3 protein-coding genes are annotated in these 3627 nt (G+C 40.5%); all 3 read left to right on the top strand.

All coding sequences use genetic code 11. The annotated features are described in order from the left end of the window. Positions 1–383 precede the first annotated feature (383 nt). The 3 genes from AAFM34_RS20580 (at position 384) to AAFM34_RS20570 (ending at position 3204) form a co-directional block, all read left to right on the top strand. On the top strand, positions 384–1001 hold the full coding sequence (locus tag AAFM34_RS20580; RefSeq protein WP_341666085.1) for a hypothetical protein: 618 nt from the start codon (positions 384–386) through the stop codon (positions 999–1001). A gap of 225 nt (positions 1002–1226) precedes the next feature. Beyond that, positions 1227–1820, top strand: a complete 594-nt coding sequence (locus AAFM34_RS20575; RefSeq protein ID WP_341666083.1) for a hypothetical protein — start codon at positions 1227–1229, stop codon at positions 1818–1820. Further along, positions 1810–3204, top strand: a complete 1395-nt coding sequence (locus AAFM34_RS20570) for a DEAD/DEAH box helicase (RefSeq protein ID WP_341666081.1) — start codon at positions 1810–1812, stop codon at positions 3202–3204. Before AAFM34_RS20575 ends, AAFM34_RS20570 begins: the two co-directional genes overlap by 11 nt. Positions 3205–3627 lie beyond the last annotated feature (423 nt).

Genomic DNA, 3627 nt, shown 5'->3' with positions numbered 1-3627 from the left:
TGATCTTATTCTTCCCGCTAGGCGATTAGAATGCGGGTTTTATGGAGCGCTTACAGTAAATTTTGGCGAAGCCAAGGCTACAACAAATTTTCGGTAGTCCATCAGGTAGACGAGAATGACTCTGTTAGCTACATAATAATTTCAGAGTGAAATTGGTATACAGTTGAAAAATAAAGGTTTTTCTTGACATTTGAATTTTGATAGCTATAATAGTGGTATGAATTGGAATGAGTCTCGACTCCGTAGTTCAATTCTGTGTCTCGGGGGAGGCATCAATCATTTGATTATGTGTGACACCGGTGATTGCCGTTGAATCGAGCGAATCGCCATAGAATTAATAAGGGGAGTAATTATGCAATCTGATTACTAAGGACTAAACGCCTATGCTTCTGAACATTAAAGAAAAACACTCTGATTACTATTCTGCTGAAACAACCAGTGGTCAACACTGTAAAATCTTCATAAACACCACTTCTCACCAACTTCAACTGGGCAAGCAATTTCTTAATGTTGAAGATCTCGAAGGCACAGATATACAGCTAACAGTCTCGATTAAAGACGAGTCCAAACAGCGTCGTGTAACACTGAAAGCCGATAAAAATTCTTTGTTGATTTCTGATTGTAAAAGGCTAGGTGGAACCTGGGACAAAGAACAGGCTGCTTGGACTTTTCCGAACTTTGTTGCAAGTGAAGTTAGACAGCTCGATGAGCTCTACAACAGTCAACCCGCGACAATTGAACTCACTGCGAAGGAAGAAATTCGAGAATACGGCAGTGATATTGAGTTTGCAGGTCTCCAGCTTTGTAGAGCGTTTGGACGTGACCCCGGGGCTCGTATTCATGCCGATGTGGCTCTTATCTCTGGCTACGCAACTTCCGCCGGTTCTGTCGAAAACTGGGCAACCATTCTCGACGAAGGGGCGGTACTTCGCCTTCAAATTCCATCAAAGCTACTTGAAGTTCATCAAGATGATCGCTTTGACATCAAGATAATCGATTAACAATTCAACTTTGAAACTTAGATTACTCCTGAAGCTGGAGTGGTCGGGCATTTTACACCCAAAAGAAAGGTAATAGTTGTATCAATACATGCTTCTGAAGAGCGTTCAACTACGCATAAAAGTGAATTGGAAAAACTACTTTTATGCACACAGATAGATATGGGTTCGATAGATACAGTTGCTGCTTTATACAAACAAGAGATTAATGAGTAAAGGTTAACAATAATGATTGAAATATTCGAAATTGAACGACTTATGAGATTGCTGGCGGAAGGTAATAGAACTAAATCATTTAGAGTGATTCTCATCTTAATGCAGATAGCGAGGTATGGAACGGCAAAGTGGGTCGAGCTTAATTCTTTAGCTAGAGACCTGAATTTGAAGGTGATAATTAAAAGTGAACTAGAGGAACTCACTAAATTCCGGTACATAGAAGTTCGACACGGTATGTACGGTAATCCCAGGCGTAAATGTTATCAAGTGCGACTACTTGAAAGTGTCAGGTTATCCCAATCGGAGTATTCGAAAGAGGAATCAAGGCTATTCGGGAACTGCCTTTATCAATTATACCAATACGTACCAAGAGGTGGCGTACTCGTTGCTCAAGCTTTATTTGCAGTTTGTAACAAACAAGCTCGCACAACTTCAGAAGTAAGAGCTTACCTATATGCTCCTGGGGGAATAATCATTAAGAGTTACGCTGATAAACTTGAAAGAGCAAATCTCGCGCAGGTTGCCAGGATAGATGAAGACGACCGCACACAAGGCTGCATACTAATACCTCTTCCACCTGTGGAGAAACTATTTAATGAAAAATGAGTTAAGAAATTATCAATCTGAGGCTGTCGAGTCAGTGTTATCCTTTTTGAGCAAGAAACGAGGAAACCCCCTTGTTGTCGCACCGACCGGTGCTGGGAAAACACTAATCATCCGGGAAGTAATTAACCGACTATTGAAAAAGACAAACAAGAGAATTGTTATACTGACCCCTCGAGTTCGATTGCTTCAACAAATCGCGGAAGAAGTATCTGGGGGCTTATTGGCTGGCTCGTTAGGTCATAGAGACATTTCTTCTGATGTAATAATTAGTACAACTCAAAGCTTCATTAAGCATGAGGTTGAAGATGTCGGTTATATTGTTTTCGATGAGTGTCATTTGTTGTCCTTTGATGAAACTGAAGAAAGCGAAATACGTAACCGTTTGGTTACTTCATTTCCCAATGTACCTATCATTGGATTGACTGCTACTCCGTTTCGTAGAAATACGTTGTTATCAGATCAGGATGCATGGACCGAAGTTTATCGTATTACTTTATCCAAGTTACTGGATCAAGGATACCTGTCTCCGATTAGACCCATTCGAACAGATTCTGTGTTGTCAGCGAGTGGTATGGAAACCATGTCGGAAGAGTTAGAAAAAATAACTCGTGCAAACATACAGACATCGAAGAAGTTACTTATCGATAACAAAAGGCGAAAGGCGCTTGTGTTTGCCAAGAGCATAGAACACGCAGAGTTCATTGCTCAATATCTAAAGTCACTCAACGAGGAGGCGTTGGTTGTCCACTCTCGATTAAACCAAAGAGAAATTGATAAGCGTTGTGAGCAATTTGAGCAGAAAGATAAGCGCCAGTGGATGATTAATGTTGGACTATTAACAGTAGGCTACGATAACCCAAGTATTGATGCGCTAGTTTATTTACGTTCAATTCAGTCAATAACACTGTGGATTCAATCGGTGGGACGAGGGATGAGAATCCATGAGAAGAAGAAGGATTGTCTTCTGATAGACTTCGGAAAGCATGTTTCAAGATTTGGTCCGCTTGATCAAGTATTGACTGGTTCTGGCGGAGAAAGAGACAGTAAACAGCATAATACGCTAGAGCGATATTGTGGTGCTTGCGGTAGTGAAAATCATGTAAGCGCAAGATCTTGCAAGTTTTGTGGAGGGGAACTGCCGATACGCCTAAATCTATCAGATGCTTCTGAAGGCTTAGATATTCTAAACGATTCATACGATATTGATATTGTTACAAACATTAAACATAACGAAAGGAACGGTCAGAAAATATTGTTTGTGAACCGCACAAAAGAGCCTATTTTTATTGATAGATTATTGGTATCAAAACAACCCCAAATTGGTGATTCAGTAATGATTAGAAAAACGAGGCAGATATCCATGTGTGTGAGAATAGTAAGTTAAGATGTGTGATTCATAGACAATCCTTCAACTATACAGGGTGTCGATGGACAGAGAAATCCAACCGTTCAAGTTCTGGCTCTTTTGAGTAGAACTCATAACGATTCTCCATTATCAACGGTAAAACCACCTAACTTCGCAAATCATCTTTTCTGGCTGCATGACCTCCCCAAAGAAGCGGTTTAGTTTCCACTTTTTAGTTGAACCTTTTTGATGGTGCGTGGTGTTTGGAAATAAAAGATATCACAGCCAATGATCTACTTCGAATAGTGTGCCTACAAAGCAAGGTTAAAAAATCGATTGAATGGTTTTGAGATAGACCCGCTGCGCGGAACTGGACCATCTGCTAGATCACTTTCGTCCAAGTGTTGGGTAAGCTGGCGGTAAACCCCATCTAATCATTTCCTTTTAAATTCGGTATTGTCT

This window comes from Vibrio sp., assembly GCF_038138445.1.
GTDB lineage: Bacteria > Pseudomonadota > Gammaproteobacteria > Enterobacterales > Vibrionaceae > Vibrio.
The sequence above is the reverse complement of the archived record's forward strand: the minus strand, read 5'-3'. Positions and strand labels throughout refer to the sequence as shown.